At 67.4% G+C, this 17,212-nt stretch carries 14 protein-coding genes; 3 read left to right on the top strand and 11 right to left on the bottom strand.

The features are described from left to right. Window positions 1-22: 22 nt before the first annotated feature. On the top strand, window positions 23-1,969 hold the full coding sequence (gene pknB, locus B7495_RS07640) for a Stk1 family PASTA domain-containing Ser/Thr kinase (protein WP_088456048.1): 1,947 nt from the start codon (window positions 23-25) through the stop codon (window positions 1,967-1,969). 115 nt (window positions 1,970-2,084) lie between these two features. Here pknB and B7495_RS07635 read toward each other — a convergent pair whose 3' ends face one another. From B7495_RS07635 to B7495_RS07625, 3 genes are all read right to left on the bottom strand, one after another. Beyond that, on the bottom strand, window positions 2,085-3,428 hold the full coding sequence (locus B7495_RS07635) for a class II 3-deoxy-7-phosphoheptulonate synthase (protein ID WP_088456047.1): 1,344 nt from the start codon (window positions 3,426-3,428) through the stop codon (window positions 2,085-2,087). Window positions 3,429-3,522: 94 nt separating this feature from the next. After that, window positions 3,523-4,212: a 1-acyl-sn-glycerol-3-phosphate acyltransferase gene (locus tag B7495_RS07630; RefSeq protein WP_088456046.1), complete on the bottom strand. Its 690-nt coding sequence runs from the start codon at window positions 4,210-4,212 to the stop codon at window positions 3,523-3,525. Between the two features lie 69 nt (window positions 4,213-4,281). After that, on the bottom strand, window positions 4,282-5,229 hold the full coding sequence (locus tag B7495_RS07625; protein ID WP_088456045.1) for an ROK family glucokinase: 948 nt from the start codon (window positions 5,227-5,229) through the stop codon (window positions 4,282-4,284). A 202-nt stretch (window positions 5,230-5,431) separates the two neighbouring features. Here B7495_RS07625 and B7495_RS07620 point away from each other — a divergent pair, with 202 nt between their 5' ends. Then, window positions 5,432-7,276 carry a long-chain fatty acid--CoA ligase gene (locus B7495_RS07620; protein ID WP_088456044.1) on the top strand — a complete coding sequence of 615 codons (1,845 nt, stop codon included), beginning with the start codon at window positions 5,432-5,434 and terminating at the stop codon, window positions 7,274-7,276. A gap of 75 nt (window positions 7,277-7,351) precedes the next feature. On the opposite strand, the gene def is transcribed toward B7495_RS07620, so the two are convergent. The 3 genes from def to B7495_RS07605 all read right to left on the bottom strand — a co-directional run bounded on the left by def (window position 7,352) and on the right by B7495_RS07605 (window position 12,764). After that, window positions 7,352-7,843: a peptide deformylase gene (def, locus tag B7495_RS07615; protein WP_088456043.1), complete on the bottom strand. Its 492-nt coding sequence runs from the start codon at window positions 7,841-7,843 to the stop codon at window positions 7,352-7,354. Between the two features lie 78 nt (window positions 7,844-7,921). After that, window positions 7,922-9,304 (bottom strand): MinD/ParA family protein, encoded by a 1,383-nt coding sequence (locus tag B7495_RS07610; RefSeq protein WP_240632444.1) that lies wholly within the window; start codon window positions 9,302-9,304, stop codon window positions 7,922-7,924. 55 nt (window positions 9,305-9,359) lie between these two features. Then, window positions 9,360-12,764 (bottom strand): pyruvate carboxylase, encoded by a 3,405-nt coding sequence (locus tag B7495_RS07605; RefSeq protein ID WP_088456042.1) that lies wholly within the window; start codon window positions 12,762-12,764, stop codon window positions 9,360-9,362. Window positions 12,765-12,841: 77 nt separating this feature from the next. Here B7495_RS07605 and B7495_RS07600 point away from each other — a divergent pair, with 77 nt between their 5' ends. Further along, window positions 12,842-13,654, top strand: a complete 813-nt coding sequence (locus B7495_RS07600; RefSeq protein WP_088456041.1) for a ParA family protein — start codon at window positions 12,842-12,844, stop codon at window positions 13,652-13,654. Between the two features lie 69 nt (window positions 13,655-13,723). On the opposite strand, the gene B7495_RS07595 is transcribed toward B7495_RS07600, so the two are convergent. From B7495_RS07595 to B7495_RS07575, 5 genes are all read right to left on the bottom strand, one after another. Continuing rightward, window positions 13,724-14,275, bottom strand: a complete 552-nt coding sequence (locus B7495_RS07595; protein ID WP_088456040.1) for a MerR family transcriptional regulator — start codon at window positions 14,273-14,275, stop codon at window positions 13,724-13,726. Between the two features lie 149 nt (window positions 14,276-14,424). Beyond that, window positions 14,425-15,123, bottom strand: coding sequence for a MerR family transcriptional regulator (locus B7495_RS07590; RefSeq protein WP_088456039.1), 699 nt, complete (start codon window positions 15,121-15,123; stop codon window positions 14,425-14,427). After that, window positions 15,123-15,536, bottom strand: a complete 414-nt coding sequence (locus tag B7495_RS07585; RefSeq protein WP_088457974.1) for an FHA domain-containing protein — start codon at window positions 15,534-15,536, stop codon at window positions 15,123-15,125. The genes B7495_RS07590 and B7495_RS07585 overlap by 1 nt, the downstream gene beginning before the upstream one ends. 122 nt (window positions 15,537-15,658) lie before the next feature. Further along, on the bottom strand, window positions 15,659-16,243 hold the full coding sequence (locus tag B7495_RS07580) for a CDP-alcohol phosphatidyltransferase family protein (protein ID WP_240632443.1): 585 nt from the start codon (window positions 16,241-16,243) through the stop codon (window positions 15,659-15,661). Window positions 16,244-16,276: 33 nt separating this feature from the next. Continuing rightward, a complete protein-coding gene (locus B7495_RS07575; protein ID WP_088456038.1) occupies window positions 16,277-17,185 on the bottom strand; it encodes a Ku protein in 909 nt (302 codons plus the stop codon). Window positions 17,186-17,212 lie beyond the last annotated feature (27 nt).

Genomic DNA, 17,212 nt, shown 5'->3' with positions numbered 1-17,212 from the left:
GACTTTTCCGTAGACTCATCGGGTGACCGAAAGCCCCACAGACCCCATGATCGGCCGTCTCATCGACGGCCGCTATCAGGTGCGCTCCCGGATCGCCCGCGGCGGTATGGCCACCGTGTACCTCGCCACCGACCTGCGCCTCGAGCGCCGGGTGGCCATCAAGATCATGCACGGCCACCTGGCCGACGACAATGCGTTCCGCAGTCGCTTCATCCAGGAGGCCCGCTCCGCGGCCCGACTCGCCCACCCCAACGTGGTGAACGTGTTCGACCAGGGCCAGGATGCCGACATCGCCTACCTGGTGATGGAGCACCTGCCCGGCATCACGCTGCGTGACCTGCTCAAGGACTACGGCAAGCTCACGCCCGAGCAGACCATGGACATCCTCGAGGCGGTGCTCTCGGGTCTCGCAGCCGCACACAAGGCCGGCATCGTGCACAGGGACGTCAAGCCTGAGAACGTGTTGCTCGCTGACGACGGTCGCATCAAGATCGGTGACTTCGGCCTCGCCCGCGCCGTGAACAACAACACCGCCACCGGTCAGGCCCTGCTCGGCACCGTGGCCTACCTCTCCCCCGAACTCGTCACCCGCGGCATCGCCGACGCCCGCAGCGACATCTACGCCCTGGGCATCATGACCTACGAGATGCTCACGGGCGAGCAGCCGTATGTCGGTGAGGCTCCCATGCAGGTGGCGTACCAGCACGCCAACGACACCGTGCCGATGCCCAGCCTGGTCGCGCCCGGCACTCCCACCGAGCTCGACGAACTCGTGCTCTGGGCGACGGCACGCGACCCCGAAGAGCGTCCCCGTGATGCCAGAGTGATGCTCGACCAGCTTCTCGACGTGGAAAAACTCGTGAGGCCCCAAGGCGACACAGCCATGCAGGCCACCATGGTGCTCCCCCGGGGCATCGCGGCCGCATCGGCCGACGCCGAAACCCAAATCCTCGGCCGCAGCCCTCTGGCTGTCGCGCCCGCCGCCGCAGTCACGCCAGCAGACGACGACGAACCCGACAACACCGCCCAGCTCGCGGGCAGTGCCACGAAGCGCCGCCGCCGGGGTTACTGGTTGTTCGCCCTGATCGTGTTCCTGGCCGCCCTGGCCGGCGGTGTCGGCTGGTACTTCGGTGCCGGTCCAGGTTCGGAGGTCCAGGTTCCTTCCCTGGTTTCGGTGAGCCCGGAGGAGGCTACGGCGACACTCGAAGGGCTCGGCCTCGTCGCCGAGCAGGGCACCGAATACAGCACCGAGATCCCGGCCGGGCTGATCGTCAGCACCGACCCCGGCGACGGGGCCCGAGTTGCCCAGGGCAGCACGGTGACCCTCAACGTCTCGCAGGGACCCGCGCCGATCACGCTGCCGCCGCTGGCCGGTCTCAGCGCGGATGCCGCCGCCTCGGCCATCGCCGAAGCGAAGGCCGTTCCCGGTCAGGTCGACGAGGTGTTCAACGGCGACGTCGAGGAGGGCCTGGTGCTCTCGGCCAGCCGGGAGAGCGACGGCAGCGACATCTCGGCGGGCGGTGATTACTTCGAGGGGCTCAACGTCAATCTCGTGGTGTCGCTCGGACCCATCCCCGACGTCGGTGGGGAGTCGCTCGATGACGCCGTCAGCATCCTCGAAGACAAGGGCCTCGTCGCCACAGCAGGCGAGGAAACCTACAGCGACACCATCGCAGAGGGCGACGTCATCTCGGTCGCCGCTGCCGAGGAGGGTCCGATTCGGGCAGGCTCGACTCTCATCCTCACGGTCTCCCGCGGCCCAGAGCCGGTGGAGATCCCTAATGTGGTGGGGATGGCCTGGAGCGAGGGCAAGCAGGTGCTCACCGACCTCGGCTTCAAGCTGAACTACAACCTCGCCGCGGATGCCATTGCGGCGATCATCAGCATCAAGTCGACGGATCCGGCGGCAGGTACCCTCGCGGCCAAGGGCAGCTCCATCACCCTGACCCCCACCAACCCCTTCGGCTAGACCTACCGTCTCCTGCTGGCGTCAGATGCGAGATGCCCCGCTACGGACGAGTTGCCCCGGGATACGGGAGCAGCTCGTCCGGAACGGGGCAACTCGGTGGTGCTGGTCGTGCGGGTTAGCGGGCCGCGAGCTCCTCGGCGACCAGGAACGCCAGTTCGAGCGACTGCATGTGGTTGAGCCGCGGGTCGCAGAGCGACTCGTAGCGGGTCGCCAGGGCGGCCTCGTCGATGTGTTCCGAGCCACCGAGGCACTCGGTGACGTCGTCGCCGGTGAGCTCCACGTGGATGCCGCCGGGGTGCGTCCCCACGGCGCGGTGCGCCTCGAAAAAGCCCTTGACCTCGTCGACGACGTCGTCGAAGCGACGGGTCTTGTAGCCGGTGGGCGTGGTGACGCCGTTGCCGTGCATCGGGTCGGTGACCCAGAGCGGCATGGCGTCGCTGGCCTTGATCGCCTCGAGCAGCGGCGGCAGGGCGTCGCGGATCTTGCCGGCGCCCATCCGGGTGATGAAGGTCAACCGGCCGGGCTCGCGGTTCGGGTCGAGCTTGTCGATCAGGCGCAGCATGTCGTCGATCGACGTGCTCGGGCCGAGCTTGACGCCGATCGGATTGCGCACGCGGGACAGGAAGTCCACGTGGGCGCCGTCGATCTCCCGGGTGCGTTCGCCGATCCAGACGAAGTGCGCCGAGGTGTTGTACGGCGTTCCGGTGCGTGAGTCGATCCGCGTCATGGGGCGCTCGTAGTCCATCAGCAGGCCCTCGTGGCTGGTGTAGAACTCGGTGCGACGCATGGCCTCGAAATCGGCCCCGCAAGCGATCATGAACTTGATGGCGCGGTCGATGTCCTTGGCCAGGCCCTCGTAACGCTGGTTGGCCGGGTTCTTGGCGAAGCCCTGGTTCCAGCTGTGCACCTGGCGGAGGTCCGCGAAGCCGCCCTGGGTGAAGGCGCGAATGAGATTGAGGGTGGACGCCGACGTGTGGTACGCCTTCACCAGCCGGTCGGGGTCGGCCTCGCGGGACTCCGGGGTGAAGTCGTAGCCGTTCACGATGTCGCCGCGGTAGGCCGGCAGGGTGACGCCGCCGCGGGTTTCGAAGTCGCTGGAGCGGGGCTTGGCGAACTGACCGGCCATGCGGCCCATCTTCACCACGGGCATCGACGCACCGTAGGTGAGCACGACAGCCATCTGCAGCACTGTCTTCACCCGGTTGCGGATCTGCTCCGCGGTGGCGCCGCCGAAGGTCTCGGCGCAGTCGCCGCCCTGCAGCAGGAAGGCCTCGCCGCGGGCCGCCTCGGCCAGGCGGTCGCGCAGGATGTCCACCTCGCCGGCGAAGACCAACGGCGGCTGGGTGGCCAGCTCGGCGGAGGCGGCCGCGACGGCATCGGCATCCGGCCAGGCCGGCTGCTGCTTGATGGGAAGGGTGCGCCAATAGTCCAGTCCGGCGATCACAGATTTGTCTGCCATTACAACCGGTTCGGTGGGGTCTACCACGGGACTGAGCCTGTTTTCTCTAATGCGGCCCGCACGAGCGCGGGTCTGGGATGAACGATATTCGAGCCTAGCGTGAAAGGCTGGCGCGCTTCTCTTTGACACTGGTGGCGTACACGTCGACGTACTCCTGGGTACTGAGGCGGCGCAGTTCGTACATCAGCTCGTCCGTCACGGAGCGCAACACGAATCTGTCACCCTCCATTCCCTCGAACCGGCTGAAGTCCAGCGGCTCCCCGATGACGATGCCGATCCGGCGCACCTTGGGGATGCGGGTGCCGGTGGGCATGGCCTTCTCGGTGTCGATCATGGCCACGGGGATGACGGGGACGCCGGCCTCCAACACCATGCGGGCCACACCCGTGCGACCCCGGTACATCCGGGCGTCCGGGCTGCGGGTGCCCTCGGGATAAATACCGAGCGCTCCCCCGCCGTTCAGGACCGCGAGGCCGGTGTTCAGGGAGTCCTCCGACGCCTTGCCCCCGGAGCGGTCGATGGGCAGCTGGCCGGTGGCCTTGAAGAACTGCTTGGTCGCCCAGCCCTTGAGGCCGGTGCCGGTGAAGTACTCGCTCTTGGCGAGGAAGACCACCCGGCGCGGCACCACCAGAGGCAGGAAGACCGAGTCGATGAAGGACAGGTGATTGCTCGCCAGAACGACACCGCCCTCCTTGGGGATGTTGTCCAGCCCGATCACCCAGGGCCGAAACAGGCCGAGCAGCAGCGGTCCGGCCACAACATTCTTCATGAACCAGTAGAACATCGGTGTCCTTAGATAAGCGGATGCCGGCCGGCGCAGTCGCGCAACACGCGGTGGAGAAACACAGCCAGCCTACTCACCGGTGACGTGTCGGCGGGCGAGGTCGGCGGCACCGACGACGCCGGCGTCGTTGACGAGTTCCGCGATCGCGAACTCTGCCTCGGGGTGATAGCCGCGGGCGGGCAGGTTGGCCAGGTAGGCGGTGCGGATGGGCTCCAGGAGCTGCTCGCCTGCCGCGGCGACACCGCCGCCGAAGACGAACACCTGCGGGTCGAGCACCGCGGCGAGGCTGGCGCAGGCCTGGCCGAGCGAGGTGCCCAACTGGCGCAGCGCCGCGAGGGCGCCTGGGTCGCCGTCCTGGATCAGCCGGCCGATGTCCTTGCCGGTGAGCTTGCCGCGCTTGCCACGGGCGGCGGCCAGGCCCAGGCCGATGCCGCCGGCATCCGCGAACTCGTTGGCGATGCGGGCCAACGCACGGCCGGAGCCGTACTGTTCGATGCACCCGTGCGCGCCGCAGCCGCAGGGCAGGCCGTCGGGAACGACGCGCATGTGGCCCAGCTCGGCGCCCACGCCGAAGCCACCGCGGAACAGGCGGTCGTTGGAGACGATGGCGCCGCCGACGCCGGTGCCGATGGTGAGGGTGACCATGTCGCTGTACAGGCGGCCGGCGCCGAAGCAGAATTCGGCCCATCCGGCGGCGTTGGCGTCGTTCTCGACGATGATCGGCAGCGACAGGCGCGACTCGAGCTTCTCGCGCATCGGTTCGTTGCGCCAGTTGATGTTCGGGGCGTAGTACACGGTCGACTGGGCGGCGTCGATGAACCCGGCAGCGGCGACACCCGCAGCGATGACGTCTTCGCCGGCGGAGAGATCCTTGATCATCTCCACGACAGCGTTTTCGATCTCGCTCGGGTTCGCGGCGTCGGTCGGTCGACGATCCGATTTGATGATGGTTCCGAATTCGTCGACGAGGGCACCAGCGATCTTGGTTCCGCCGATGTCAATCCCAATGGCGTGCACGAGCGCACCTTTCGTTGGTGGAGCAACAGGAAGTTCTTCAGGTCGGCTCAAAAAGGGAACGGGGCACGCAGCGACCTGATCGACCACGCAAGGCACCCCCTAGAGTGTAGTAAATGACTACGCCGCCGGGAGAATCGCAGGTTCGTGTCGATTCAGCGGCTAGAGTGGTCGCACTTACCCGTCCGGTGCCAAAGGAGTTACCGTGAAACAGTTCGATGAGCCCGCCGTCGTCCCCTCAGACCCGAACGCGAACGTCACCGACCTGTTGGTCGACCGTCTCGCCTTGACCCCGCAGCTGGTTCTGTTCTCCCGGCCCGAGAACGGCGGTTGGCTTCCGGTTACGACCGCCGCCTTCCACGCCCAGGTCGTCGCCCTGGCCAAGGGGTTCGTCGCCGCCGGTATTCAGCCCGGCGACAAGATCGGCCTGACCTGCAAAACCCGCTATGAATGGACCCTGATCGACTTCGCCGTCTGGTTCGCCGGCGCGGTGCTCGTGCCGGTCTACGAGACGAGTTCGCCCAGCCAGGTGCAGTGGATCCTCAGCGATTCCGGCGCGACTTCGTTGATCGTGGAGACCGCGGACCACTTCGCCCGTTTCGATGAGGTGCACCCCGACCTGCCCGACGTTGAGACGGTCTGGCAGATCGACCTGGGCGACCTGGACAAGCTCGCCGCCAGGGGCGTCGATGTTCCGGATGCCGAAATCGAGCGACGCCGTCGTCTGGCCGTCGGCTCCGACATCGCCACCCTGATCTACACGTCAGGCTCCACCGGCCGGCCCAAGGGCTGCGTGCTCAGCCACGCCAACTTCGTTGAGACCAGCCGCAACGCCGGGATCGCCCTCAAGCCCGTTCTCACCGACGAGAACGGCGCATCCACCCTGTTGTTCATCACCACGGCGCACGTCTTCGCCCGCTTCATCGCGGTGCTCTGCGTGCACGGTGGCGTCCGGGTGGGTCACCAGCCGGACACTCGGCAGCTGCTGCCGTCGTTGGGCAGCTTCAAGCCGACCTTCCTCCTCGCCGTCCCCCGGGTCTTCGAGAAGGTCTACAACTCCGCCGAGCAGAAGGCCGAGGCCGGCGGCAAGGGGAAGATCTTCGAGGCCGCCTCCGAGGTCGCCGTGGCGCACTCCAAGCTGGTCGAGGCCGGCGAGCGGATCCCGCTGGGCATGAAGATCAAGTTCGCGCTGTTCGACAGGCTGGTCTACAGCAAGCTGCGCACCGCGATGGGCGGCAACGTCAAATTCGCCGTCTCCGGCTCCGCGCCGCTCGGCGCTCACCTGGGCCACTTCTTCCACAGCCTGGGCATCGTCATCCTCGAGGGCTATGGCCTGACCGAGACCACGGCCCCCGCCACGGTGAACCTGGCCACCAAGTCCAAGATCGGCAGTGTCGGCCCGGCGCTGCCCGGTGTCTCGGTGCGGGTGATGGACGACGGTGAGATCGAGGTCAAGGGTGTCAACGTCTTCACCGAGTACTGGAAGAACCCGGAGGCCACCGCCGCCGTCTTCGACGACGGCTGGCTGAAGACCGGTGATATCGGTGCCCTCGACGACGACGGGTTCCTCTCGATCACCGGGCGCAAGAAAGAGATCATCGTGACCGCCGGCGGCAAGAACGTCGCTCCGGCAGCCCTCGAAGACCCGATCCGGTCGAACCCGCTGGTCGGCCAGGTCGTCGTGGTCGGCGACCAGAAACCGTTCATCGCGGCGCTGGTCACCCTCGACCCCGAGATGTTGCCGGTCTGGTTGAACAACAACCACGAAGACGCCGGGATGTCCCTCATGGACGCGTCGGTGCACCCGAAGGTCCTTGCCGAGGTCCAACGGGCGATCGACCACGCCAACGAGACGGTGTCCAGGGCGGAGTCCATCCGCAAGTTCGTGGTGCTGCCCATCGAACTCACCGAGGCGGCCGGCTACCTCACGCCGAAGATGAGCATCAAGCGGGACGTGATCCTCCGGGACTTCGCCGCCGAGATCCAGAACCTCTACGGTGCGAACCCGATGACGGCAGCCGTGCCGGTGCGCGAGACCGCACAAGACTAGGCGCGCACACACGAACGAGCTGCCCGGCTACAGCGGGGCAGCTCGTTCGTCTGTGTCGGCTACAACCTCTACAGGTTAGAACCAGTCGGACTCGCGCACTTCCTTCATCGCCGCACGGCGGTTTTCCTTGTCGAGCCGGTCCAGGTAGAGCAGCCCGTCGAGGTGGTCGGTCTCGTGCTGCAGAGCCTGCGCCATCAGGCCCTCGCCGGATACCGCGACGGGGTTGCCGGCCAGGTCGATGCCGGTAACCCTGGCGAACGGGTAGCGCTTGGTCGGGTACCACAGGCCGGGCACCGACAGGCAACCCTCGTCGACCATCGCCGGCTCCCCCGCCAGCTCCACCAGAACCGGGTTGAGGATATAGCCGATGTCCCCGTCGATGTTGTAGCTGAAGGCACGCAGGTTCACGCCGATCTGGGCCGCGGCAACGCCGGCCCGGCCCGGCAGCTTCACGCTGTCCACCAGGTCTTCGACGAGGCTGCGCACCCGGGCGTCGATGGTGCCGATCGGCTCTGAGCGGGTCTTGAGGACGGGATCGCCCAGCAGGCGGATCTGGCGTTCGGGCACGGGGAAACTCTCTTCAGGATGAACGGATGGATCAGATGGAACGGATGGAACGGATGGAACGGATACGGTGCGAGGGAGTCAGGCGCGGCGCTCGGCCGGCAACCCTTCGACGACGAGGGCAGCGAGGGTACGCGCGGCCAGTCGGGTGATCGGCTTGAGGTCCTTGAAGGACACCACACTGCCGGCGGCCAACTGCGGGTCGTACGGGATCCGCACGATCTCGCGAACCCGGGACCGGAAGTGCGACTCGATCTCCTCGAGCTTGACCAGGTTGGTGCCCTGGGTCGCGGTATTGAGGGCGACGATGGCGTTGCGAACGAGTTCACCGTAACCGTTGGCCTCGAGCCAGGTCAGCGTTTCGGAGGCCAACCGGGCCTCATCGACGCTGCCGCCGGACACGATCACGATGGAATCGGCGCGCTGCAGGGTCGCGCGCATGACCGAGTGCACGATCCCGGTGCCGCAGTCGGTCAGGACGATCGAGTAGAACCGGGCCGCCAGGTCGGCGACGACGTTGTAGTCGTTCTCGTCGAACGCTTCGGACAGGAGCGGGTCGGTGTCGCTGGCCAGGATGTCCAGACGGGTCTCGTCCCTGGATACCAACGCCGAGAAATCGGTGAAGCCGCCGATGGAGGCGGCCTTGGTCACGACGTCGCGCACCGTCGACCTGGTCTGCTTGGACACCCGTTCGCTCAGGGTGCCCCGGTCGGGGTTGGCGTCGACGGCGATGATCCGGTCTTCCCTGGCGTCGGCCATGGCCATGCCGAGCAGTGCGGTGACGGTGGTCTTGCCCACGCCGCCCTTGCGGGTGAGGATCGGGACGAACCTCGCGCCGCCCTCGAACTGCTTCTGGATGCGTTCGTCCATGGCCCGGTGCGCGCGCACGGCGGCCGAATCGCCCAGGTTGACCAGGTGGAAGGTGGCGTTGTAGACAAACCGGTTCCAGCTGCCGTTCGGCGGGCGCCGGGTCTTGCGGTTGATCTCCAGCAGCCGGTCGGAGGTGAGCATCGATGCGGATTCCGGGGCGACGGCGTCCGTTCGGGTGCGGTCGCGCCGGCTGGCCGTTGCCGCGCTCGTGGGTCCGGTGTTGCGGGACAGCGCTGCCGCTGCGGTGCCGCTCGCGCCCAGCGGAGCTGTGACGCCCCGCGCCGGCTGCGGCGTGACGATCTCGATGGTGTGAGTGCCGGGGTGTGCGCCCGCCGTCGGGGTGGCCGGGTCGTGCGCGGCGCGGGGCGCTACCGCGGACCTGGGCAGGCCGGCGGCGCCGAGCGAGACGAAGCTCTCCGGCAGGGCGGCGGCGAGGTTGTCGAAGGTGTGCGGCGGGAGTTCGCTGTGATACTCGTCACCCGGTCGCGCTCTGGCAGCACCGGACTCCGGCGACCCGGCCCCTGCCGGGGCCGGGCTCAGCTGGCCGTCGCCTTCATCGTGCGGTTGGGCATCGTCTGTCCGTCGATCTGTCACAGCAGACTCCTCGTTTTTTCGCGGGCCACGAATGGGCCCCAAATCAGGCCTCAGCCTAGCGTGGCCGCACCACTACGAGCAGGTCTCCCGCGTCGACCTGCTGGGTGGCGGGGATCGCGACCCTTTCGACGACGCCGGCGATGGGTGAGGTGATGGCTGCTTCCATCTTCATGGCCTCGATCGACGCGACGCTCTGGCCGGCGGTCACGTGGTCGCCATCGGCGACCTGCAGGGTGACCACACCGGAGAACGGTGCGGCGATCTGGCCGGGCTGGTTGGCGTCGGCCTTCTCGGCCGCCTTACTGACCACGGCGATGCTGCGGTCACGCACGAAGACCGGACGCAGCTGCCCGTTGAGAATGGTCATGACGGTGCGCATGCCCTTCTCGTCGGCCTCGCCGATCGCCTCGAGCCCGACGTAGAGCCGCACACCCTTGTCGATCTCGACCGAGTGTTCGGTGCCCTGCCGCAGACCGTAAAGGTAGTCGACAGTGTCGACCACGGACAGGTCGCCGAAGAGTTCGCGGATCTGTTGGAAGGTCCGGGTGGGAGCCGGGAAGAGCAGCTGGTTGAGCATGGCGCGTCGAGTGGGGCTGTCGGCGTCGAGGGCGGTACGTTCCTCGTCGGTCAGCTCGGTCGTGCTCACCCGGATGCTGCGGCCCTCGAGCACCTTGCTGCGGAAGGGCTCCGGCCAGCCGCCCGGCAGGTCGCCGAGTTCGCCGGCCATGAAGCCCACCACGGAGTCCGGCACGTCGTACTTGGAAGGGTTGGCTTCGAAATCAGCCGGGTCGGCGTTCACGGCCGCGAGGTACAGGGCCAGGTCACCGACGACCTTGGAGGACGGTGTCACCTTGGGCACGCGGCCCAGGATCTCGTTCGCTGCCGCGTACATGTCTTCGATGAGCTCGAAGTCATCGGCGAGGCCGAGCGCGATGGCCTGGGTGCGCAGGTTGGACAGCTGCCCGCCCGGGATCTCGTGCTTGTACACCCGGCCGGTGGGGGCGCGGAGGCCCGATTCGAAGGGGTGGTAGACCCGGCGCACGTCTTCCCAGTACGGCTCGAGGTCGCAGACGTTCTGGAGGGAGATGCCGGTGTCCCGTTCGGTGTGAGCGAGCGCGGCCACGAGGGAGGACGCCGACGGCTGGCTGGTGGTGCCGCCCATCGGGGCGCTGGCCACGTCCACGGCGTCGGCTCCGGCCTGGGAGGCCGCCAGCAGGGTCGCCAGCTGGCCGCCGGGGGTGTCGTGCGTGTGCACGTGCACCGGCAGGTCGAACCGTTCGCGGAACGCGGTGACGAGCTTCGCCGCGGCGGCGGGCCGCAGCAGCCCGGCCATGTCCTTGATGGCCAGGATGTGCGCGCCGGACGCCACGATCTGGTCGGCCAGGCGCAGGTAGTAGTCGAGCGTGTAGAGGTCCTCGGCAGGGTCGAGCAGGTCGCCGGTGTAGCAGAGCGCCACCTCGGCAACGCTGTCGCCGGTGTTCAGCACGGCGTCGATGGCCGGACGCATCTGGTTGACGTCGTTGAGGGCGTCGAAGATGCGGAAGATGTCAACACCTGAATCGCTGGCCTCGCGGACGAACGCATCCGTCACCTCGGTGGGGTACGGGGTGTAGCCCACGGTGTTGCGGCCGCGCAGCAGCATCTGGATGTTGATGTTCGGCAGGGCCTCGCGCAGGGCGCCGAGACGCTCCCACGGATCTTCGCCGAGGAAGCGGAGGGCCACGTCGTAGGTGGCACCGCCCCAGGCCTCGACCGAGAGCAGTTCGGGGGTGAGCCTGGCCACGTAGGGAGCCACGGCGACGAGGTCCTTGGTGCGCACCCGGGTGGCCAGCAGCGACTGGTGGGCGTCACGGAAGGTCGTGTCGGTGACGGCCAGCGCCGTTTGGGCGCGCAGGGCGCTGGCGAAGCCGACCGGGCCGAGCAGCTGCAGCTTCTGCCGCGAACCCTCCGGCGCCGGAATGGACAGGTCGAGCTTGGGCAGCTTCTCTGCGGGGTTCAGCAGGGTCAGGGGCACACCGTTGGGCTGGTTCACGGTGACGTCGGCGAGCCAGTTGAGGATCTTCGTGCCGCGGTCCTTGGAGGCCCGGCCACGCAGCAGCTGCGGACGCTCGTCGATGAAGGAGGTGCTCAGGTCGCCGTTGGCGAAGTCGGGGTCTTCCAGCACGGCCTGCAGGAAGGCGATGTTGGTGGAGACGCCGCGGATGCGGAACTCGGCCAACGCGCGCTTGGAGCGGGTGACGGCGGACGCGTAGTCGCGGCCGCGGCAGGTGAGCTTGGCGAGCATCGAGTCGAAGTGCGGGCTGATCTGCGCGCCGGGGTTGATGGTTCCGCCGTCCAGGCGGATGCCGGCGCCGCCGGGCGAGCGGTAAGTGGTGATCTTGCCGGTGTCCGGGCGGAATCCCGCGGTGGGGTCCTCTGTGGTGATGCGGCACTGCAGGGCGAAGCCACGCAGTTTGATCGTGTCCTGGCCCAGGCCGAGGTCGGCCAGGGTCTCCCCCGCGGCGATGCGGATCTGGGACTGCACGAGGTCGACGTCGGTGACTTCCTCGGTCACGGTGTGCTCCACCTGGATGCGCGGGTTCATCTCGATGAACACGTGCTGGCCGGCGCGTTCGCCGACGGTGTCGAGCAGGAATTCGACGGTGCCGGCGTTGACGTAACCGATCGACCTGGCGAAGGCCACGGCGTCGGCGTGCAGTCGCTGACGGATCTCCTCCGGCAGGTTGGGGGCCGGTGCGATCTCGATGACCTTCTGGTGGCGGCGCTGCACCGAGCAGTCGCGCTCGAACAGGTGCACGGTCTCGCCCGTGGCGTCCGCAAGGATCTGCACCTCGATGTGGCGGGGCCGGAGCACCGCCTGCTCGAGGAACATGGTGGGGTCACCGAAGGCGCTGTTGGCCTCGCGCATGGCCTCTTCGAGGGAACCGCGCAGGTCGGCCATGGAGGCGACGCGGCGCATGCCGCGTCCACCGCCGCCGGCGACGGCCTTGGCGAAGATGGGGAAGCCGATCTCCTCTGCGGCCGCGATGAGCTCCTCGACGTCGCGCGACGGCGCGCTGGACTTGAGGACGGGCACACCGGCAGCGATGGCGTGTTCCTTGGCGGTGACCTTGTTGCCGGCCATCTCGAGCACGTGCGAGCCCGGCCCGATGAAGGTGATGCCGGCGGCCTTGGCCGCTTCGGCGAGCTCGGGGTTCTCGGAGAGGAATCCGTAGCCGGGGTAGATGGCGTCTGCGCCGCTCTCCTTGGCCACCCGGATGATCTCGGACACATCGAGGTAGGCGCGGACGGGGTGTCCGGGTTCGCCGATCTCGTAAGCCTCGTCGGCCTTCAGCCTGTGCAGTGAATTGCGGTCTTCGAACGGGAAGACGGCGACGGTTTTCGCGCCCAGTTCATAGGCGGCGCGGAACGCGCGGATTGCTATCTCTCCACGGTTGGCGACGAGGATTTTGGTGAACATAGAGACCTTTCGATCCGGGAGCGGCACACAGCTGACGGTTAGGTTCTCTAAGACTAGTGAAGGTAACGTATCTACTTGTGCACGTACTTAGCGTTAGCTCCCTCAAGGGAGGGGTAGGCAAGACCACGGTAACCCTTGGTCTGGCTTCTGCCGCCTTCGCCCGCGGTGTTCGGACCCTCGTGGTCGACCTCGATCCGCAATCAGATGTCTCTACCGGGCTCGACATCCAGCTCGCCGGCCACCTCAACGTCGCCGACGTGCTGGCTTCGCCGAAGGAAAAAGTCGTTCGGGCCGCCATCGCGCCCAGCGGCTGGACCCGCGGTCGCCCCGGCACGATCGACGTCATGATCGGCAGCCCCTCCGCCATTAATTTCGACGGCCCGCACCCCAGCATCCGGGACATCTGGAAGCTCGAGGAGGCCCTCTCCACGGTGGAGAAGGACTACGACCTCGTGCTGATCGACTGTGCCCCCTCGCTGAACGCGCTCACCCGCACCGCGTGGGCCGCCAGCGACCGGGTTGCCGTGGTCACCGAGCCCGGCCTGTTCTCGGTGGCCGCCGCCGACCGTGCCCTGCGCGCGATCGAGGAAATCCGTCGTGGCCTCAGCCCCCGGCTGCAGCCGTTGGGCATCATCGTCAACCGCGCCCGCACCGCGTCACTGGAGCACCAGTTCCGGATCAAGGAACTGCGCGACATGTTCGGACCGCTGGTGCTCAGCCCGCAGCTTCCGGAGCGCACCAGCCTGCAGCAGGCCCAGGGCGCCGCGAAGCCCCTGCACACCTGGCCGGGCGACAGCGCCCAGGAGATGGCGCACTACTTCGACCAGCTGCTGGACCGGGTCCTGCGCACCGCACGCATCGGCGAGTACGCGGAAGTCCCCGCGCGCTAAGAGCTCTCGAGCTGTGAGAAAAGCCCCGAAACGCGAGCGTTTTCGGGGCTTTTCTCACAGTTCCTGCGGCTAGGAGACCTTGCGGGAGACGCGACGGGCGGCGAGCTCGTCGGACGGGTCAGCGGTCTGGGTGTCGAGTTCGACGAGGGTGGTTTCCACCTCGCGCAGGACCTTGCCGACGGCGATGCCGAAGACACCCTGGCCGCGGCTGACGAGGTCGATGACCTCGTCGTTGGAGGTGCAGAGGTAGACGCTGGCGCCGTCGCTCATGAGGGTGGTCTGGGCCAGGTCGTTGACGCCCGATTCGCGCAGCTGGTTGACCGCGGTGCGGATCTGCTGCAGGGAGATGCCGGTGTCGAGCAGACGTTTGACGAGCTTGAGTACCAGGATGTCGCGGAAGCCGTAGAGTCGCTGCGAGCCGGAGCCGGCCGCGCCGCGAACCGTGGGCTCCACGAGTTCGGTGCGGGCCCAGTAGTCGAGCTGGCGGTAGCTGATACCCGCGGCGCGCGCCGCGACGGCGCCCCGGTAGCCGGAGTTCTCGTCGAGCTCGGGCATCCCGTCGGTGAAGAGCAGCCCCTGACCGTACCGAGACGAATCATCTCGGGGATTGAGTTCACTCATACAGAACGCCTCTCGGGGGTGGATGCGAACCTTCAGGCCGCACTTCAACGTTAGCGAGACCGGCGGCCCCTACCGATGACATCCGCCCGAACGTGTCGGCGTGTCGAGAGAACGCTGGTTCTCGGTGCGTTGAACTTTCAGTCTACGACTTATTTGGTCAGGCGGCCCAGGGCGGAGCGGATCAGGCTGCCACGGATCACTTCGAGCTGCCCGGCGATCTCCACGGCCATTTCGGCCGCCTTGGCGCGGCTGGAGGCGTCTTTGCGGCGGGCCAGCGGAACCAGGGCGCTCTCGATCAGGCCGAGCTCGCGTTCGGCCGCACCGCGGAAGCCGCGGAGGTGCCTGGGTTCGATCCCGCTCTGCTGCAGGTCGACCAGGGCGCGGAGCACCTTGAGGGCGTCGTCGCCGTAGTGTTCGGCCGGCACGATGATCGACGCGGTGACGGCGTCGTGCAGAAGAGTGGAGGAGGCTCCGGACTCGCGCAGGAGGTCCTCGCGGGTGAAGCGTCGCGCGATCACGAGCATGCTCGGACCGGGTGCCCCGCCGCCGGGAAGAACCGGTGACAGGCCCGCGTCGAGGTCGTCGAGGTAGGCGCGGATCACCTTCAGCGGCAGGTAGTGGTCGCGCTGCATCGACAGGATCAGGCGCAGCCGGTCAACGTCGCCGCCGTTGAACTTGCGGTAGCCGGACTCCGTGCGTGCCGGGGAGACAAGCCCCTGTTCCTCAAGGAACCGCAGTTTGGACGGGGTCAGGTCCGGGAATTCCGGTGTCAACCGGGCCAGGACCTGGCCGATACTCAAGAGTGACGTCGCGCCCGGCAGTCTGGCCTGGGCGGAGGACGCCGACACTAGTCGCTCGCCAGGTGAACGAGGTCGAGCCGCGAGGCGTAGAACGTGAGGCGGAATTTGCCGACCTGAACTTCGGATCCGTCGGTGAGGACGGCCAGGTCGATGCGTTCGCCGTCAAAATAGGTGCCGTTGAGCGATCCCAGGTCTTTCACCTGGAAGATGCGGCCGTTGCGCAGGAATTCGGCATGGCGACGCGACACCGTGACGTCATCGAGGAAGATGTCGGCATTCGGGTGTCGTCCCACCGTGGTGACATCGGCATCCAGGAGGAAACGCGCACCCGAATTGGGACCGCGGCGCACCACCAGGAGGGCTGACCCTGAGGGCAGCGCCGCAATGGCCTCCTGCTCCTCGACGGTGACGTTGGCGTCGAGCGCGGCCAAGGACGCCGCGAACTCCTGGCTAAACGTCATCGTCGTGTCGACGTTGCCCGTGGCATTCTCAGGCGCCACCTTACGCACGGGTTCTTTCTTGTCGTCGGGATCGACCACGGTGCACCTCCTACTGGGTAAATCGTATCGGATGGAACGGACCTTCAAGCGCGCGGAAGCCGAATCACCCGAACCGTTTCAATCGCGTAGATGGCCCCGGCCCACCAGTAGAGGTAGGCGCCCCAGAGACCGAACGCCCAGCCGACGGGCTGCGACCACCAGGACAGCTCGGGGAACGCCTGGCCGAGCATGATCATCGGGAGGGCATAAAAGAGGCAGAACGTGGCCACCTTGCCCAGCTGATGCACAGGAAGCGGGCCGAACCCGTGGTTGGCCAGCACAACTCCCAGGCCGAGCAGGAACACATCGCGACCGACGACGACGGCAACGATCCACCACGGCACCAGATCGCGACAGGCGAGCCCGACGAGTGCGGCAAAGATGTAGAGCCGGTCCGCGGCCGGGTCGAGCAGTTGGCCGAGCCGGGTGATCTGGTTGAACCTTCTCGCGATCACGCCATCGAGGTAGTCGGTGAGGCTGGCCACCGCGAGGACCAGGAGCGCCCAGGCGTCTTCACCGCTCACCAGCAGGGTGAGGAAGACCGGGACGAGCGCCAGTCGCAGGAAACTGAGCAGATTCGGCACCGTCAGCACCCTGGAGCTGAGGTGAGGTGGAACGGGCCCGGTCACGACACGAGTCTATCGAGCGGCCACGGAAGAGGCTCAGGCTTCTTTCCTGGCGGCGGGCTTCTTCGTGGCGGCCTTGGTCTTGGAGGCACCGGTCTTGGTTGCTGCCGTCTTGGTTGCTGCGGTCTTGGCGGCACCGGTCTTGGCGGCACCGTCCCCGGACCGGCTGCGGTCGACGCTGCGGCGCAGCGCCTCCATCAGGTCGAGCACCTCTCCCCCGCCGGCCTCCTCGTCGGCGCCGCCGAAGGTGGCCTCGGTGTCGATCGCGTCACCCTTCTCGAGCTTCTCTTCGATGAGGCGGCGCAGTTGGGCCTGGTACTCATCGGTGTAGTCGCCCGGGCTGAAATCGGCGGCGAAGGAGTCCACCAGGGCCGCGGAGAGGTCCAGCTCACGGTCGGAGATCTTCACGGCCTGCTCAAGCGCCGGGAACTCGGCCACCCGCACCTCGTCGTCCCAGAGCAGGGTCTGCAGCATCAGAACGCCGTCGCGCACCCGGAGTGCGGCGAGCCGCGTTTTCTGCCGCAACGCGAAGTGCACGATGGCGGTGCGGTCGGTCTGCTCCAGGGTGCGCCGCAGCAGCACGTAGGCCTTGGGCGAGGAACCGTCTGGCTCGAGGAAGTAGCTGCGGTCGAACATGATCGGGTCGAGCTGGTCGCTGGGCACGAATTCGACGACGTCGATCTCGCGGCTGCGTTCCTCGGGCAGGGACTTGAGATCGGCATCGGTGATCACGACGGTCTTGTCGCCGTCGGTGAAGGCCTTGTCGATGTGCGCGTAGTCGACGACCTTGCCGCAGACCTCACAGCGGCGCTGGTAGCGGATGCGTCCGCCGTCAGCGTCGTGCACCTGGTGCAGTTCGACGTCGTGGTCTTCGGTGGCGCTGTAGACCTTGACCGGCACGTTGACCAGCCCGAACGTGATGGCGCCCTTCCAGATTGATCGCATCGTTCGTCCTCCAGAGCCCAGTACACA

The sequence above is a fragment of the Cryobacterium sp. LW097 genome, from assembly GCF_002205495.2.
Classification (GTDB): Bacteria; Actinomycetota; Actinomycetes; order Actinomycetales; family Microbacteriaceae; genus Cryobacterium; species Cryobacterium zongtaii.
The sequence above is the reverse complement of the archived record's forward strand: the minus strand, read 5'-3'. Positions and strand labels throughout refer to the sequence as shown.

What these genes read in the sequence shown, in the direction of transcription:
- B7495_RS07635 (WP_088456047.1), bottom strand. Translation starts at nt 3,428, where the DNA reads ATGGCAGACAAATCTGTGATCGCCGGACTGGACTATTGGCGCACCCTT.
- B7495_RS07630 (WP_088456046.1), bottom strand. Translation starts at nt 4,212, where the DNA reads ATGTTCTACTGGTTCATGAAGAATGTTGTGGCCGGACCGCTGCTGCTC.
- B7495_RS07605 (WP_088456042.1), bottom strand. Translation starts at nt 12,764, where the DNA reads ATGTTCACCAAAATCCTCGTCGCCAACCGTGGAGAGATAGCAATCCGC.
- B7495_RS07595 (WP_088456040.1), bottom strand. Translation starts at nt 14,275, where the DNA reads ATGAGTGAACTCAATCCCCGAGATGATTCGTCTCGGTACGGTCAGGGG.
- B7495_RS07585 (WP_088457974.1), bottom strand. Translation starts at nt 15,536, where the DNA reads ATGACGTTTAGCCAGGAGTTCGCGGCGTCCTTGGCCGCGCTCGACGCC.
- B7495_RS07575 (WP_088456038.1), bottom strand. Translation starts at nt 17,185, where the DNA reads ATGCGATCAATCTGGAAGGGCGCCATCACGTTCGGGCTGGTCAACGTG.